This is a genomic window from Okeania hirsuta (assembly GCF_003838195.1).
Classification (GTDB): Bacteria; Cyanobacteriota; Cyanobacteriia; order Cyanobacteriales; family Microcoleaceae; genus Okeania; species Okeania hirsuta.
Window position 1 is genome coordinate 1 of record NZ_RCBY01000513.1, and the last position, 2,186, is coordinate 2,186.

Here is a 2,186-nt window from a genome sequence, read left to right on the forward strand (position 1 = left end):
TCCATTCTGTGCTTGGAAAGATCTTCTACTTCAACAGGATTGAAAGCTCCAATTCCCACATGCAAAGTAAGACGAGCTTCCTCGATGCCTTTCAATTCGAAACGCTTAAGAAGTTCACGGGTAAAGTGAAGTCCAGCTGTAGGAGCCGCAACTGCGCCCACATTGGTAGCAAATACCGTTTGGTAAGCTTCGCGATCAGAATCCTCCACCTCACGATCGATGTAGGGAGGGATGGGAGTCTTACCCAATTTATCAATCAATTGATGCAACTCTTCATTTTCTCCGTCAAAAAGAAAACGAATCGTCCTGCCTCTTGAAGTTGTATTATCAACGACCTCTGCTACGAGGTCATTTTCGCCAAAGAAAAGTTTGTTTCCTACACGGATTTTTCTTGCAGGTTCAACCAAAACGTCCCATAGTTTTTGCTTGGATTCAATTCGCGAAGAAGAAAAACCTCGATTTTTGCTCCGGTTTTTTCCTTCTTTCCAAATAGTCTTGCAGGAAAAACTTTGGTGTCATTAAATATACTGCTACATCTCCTTCGTCAAAATATTCAAGGATGTCTTTGAAGATTTTATGCTCTATTTTACCAGTATCTTTATGAGCGACCAGCAGGCGGCTTTCATCTCTGGGTTCGTGAGGATATTGTGCTGTGAGTTCTTCAGGAATCTCAAAGTTGAAAGCGGAAAGTTTCATTGCCATATACGCCGAAATTTGGTGGGTTTGCGAATTAGTGGGCAAAAATAGGTTGTCAATCCCTGATTGTCAAGGATAAGTAAGAGGAAATCAGATTTTGATGCCTATAATGTGCCTAAATACTCAAAGAATAAATCGAATAGCTTGTAGACGCCATAAATCAGGCCAAAAATCACGCCCATTGTGATAAAAAAAAGTCCCAGCAACATGCCTTTTCCGCTGCCTGTATGTTCTCCCTCTTCATAATGTTCAATCAAAAGATTGACATTTCTGTTATTGGCCTTGTACCCGATGTCGAAGATGGTTCCCAATACAGGGATAAAGCTGATGATCACGTCGAGTAAAATATTGCCGATCATCTTAAGGTAAACCTTTCCACTGGCCCCATTTCTTTGCATCTGCCACACGAGAAAAGCAGAAACCAGGTAGGTGCCGATTTGTCCCACACCGGGTATCAAACTCAGTAAAGGATCCAGTCCAAATCGAATGTTGGTAAAAGGGATTTTAAAATTTGCATCCATGAACCAGGCGAGACGCTTGATCCATAAAACTTTGGGTTATTTATATTTTCTAAACCCGGAAATGCTTCATCCATAAGAAAGGATCATTTAGCTTTTTATATTTTTCCCAAATCCGCATTTTCACCATGCGAAAAATGGAGTATATGTGATGGCTTTCATGCAAAGTAAAAAATTCAAACCAGGCAATTACGTCCATGGCTCCCAATCGGGGATGATTCCCTTTCCTGCTCAGCTCAATTTCTGACAAATCATCCAGATGATTTTTAATCTGTCTACGGATAACCTTCATTTTGTTCCATATCTCAGATACACTCATCGGCATCCAATCAGCAAAACCAGCATCCCATTCCGATTTATAACGCTCAAACATGGGCATTTCATCTTTCATAATCTGCCTGAGACGCAAAAGAAAGACTTCGTGATACCGCCCCAGATGAGCCAGGTGCAATCGAATGGACATTTGCCTGAAAGGGGTTCATAATTGAGTTGATCAGCATTCAGGTCTTGGATGAGAATTTTCATTTCCTCCTCCTGAAGATCAAGCTTATCGAGTAATTGGGTGAGATTCATTGGCAAGGAGTTTAGCTTATAATAAATCAGCTTTCGCTGACTCATATTTTTCCATTAGTCCCTCCGGCATAGGCACAGGTCTCTTTCGACTTAAATCTACCACATAGCCCATTTGCTTTCCTACACAAAAGACTCGATCTGCTGAAGAAATTTCAAAGCTCATAACCCATTTGGCCCGACTGAATGAGTCTACCCATAATTTCCCTGTGATTTGCTCTCCGATTTTTAAAGGGTACTTATAATCGACTTCTGTGCGGGCCAGAACCGGAGATATATTATCCTCCAGCATTTGTTCATAAGGCCAGTAGCGAGCCAGAAACTCTGTCCTGAGGTCCTCAAACCATCGAACATAGACCTGATTGCTCACAATTCCCATCACATCTATGTCATAGCCGTAGA

4 protein-coding genes and 1 pseudogene are annotated in these 2,186 nt (G+C 41.6%); all 5 read right to left on the reverse strand.

Annotated features, from left to right (window positions below):
• A pseudogene (locus tag D5R40_RS41740) lies at window positions 1-526 on the reverse strand (S-adenosylmethionine:tRNA ribosyltransferase-isomerase); the annotation flags it as partial.
• Complete coding sequence (locus D5R40_RS41745) at window positions 433-702, reverse strand: S-adenosylmethionine:tRNA ribosyltransferase-isomerase (RefSeq protein ID WP_282433701.1); 270 nt, start codon at window positions 700-702, stop codon at window positions 433-435. The gene D5R40_RS41745 and the pseudogene D5R40_RS41740, both read right to left, overlap by 94 nt.
• 98 nt (window positions 703-800) lie before the next feature.
• Window positions 801-1,238: a DUF4112 domain-containing protein gene (locus D5R40_RS32370; RefSeq protein WP_282433702.1), complete on the reverse strand. Its 438-nt coding sequence runs from the start codon at window positions 1,236-1,238 to the stop codon at window positions 801-803.
• A 28-nt stretch (window positions 1,239-1,266) separates the two neighbouring features.
• Window positions 1,267-1,677: a DinB family protein gene (locus tag D5R40_RS32375; RefSeq protein WP_124155837.1), complete on the reverse strand. Its 411-nt coding sequence runs from the start codon at window positions 1,675-1,677 to the stop codon at window positions 1,267-1,269.
• Window positions 1,678-1,803: 126 nt separating this feature from the next.
• A partial coding sequence (locus tag D5R40_RS32380) for an acyl-CoA thioesterase (protein WP_134239665.1) occupies window positions 1,804-2,186 on the reverse strand: 383 nt, incomplete at its 5' end.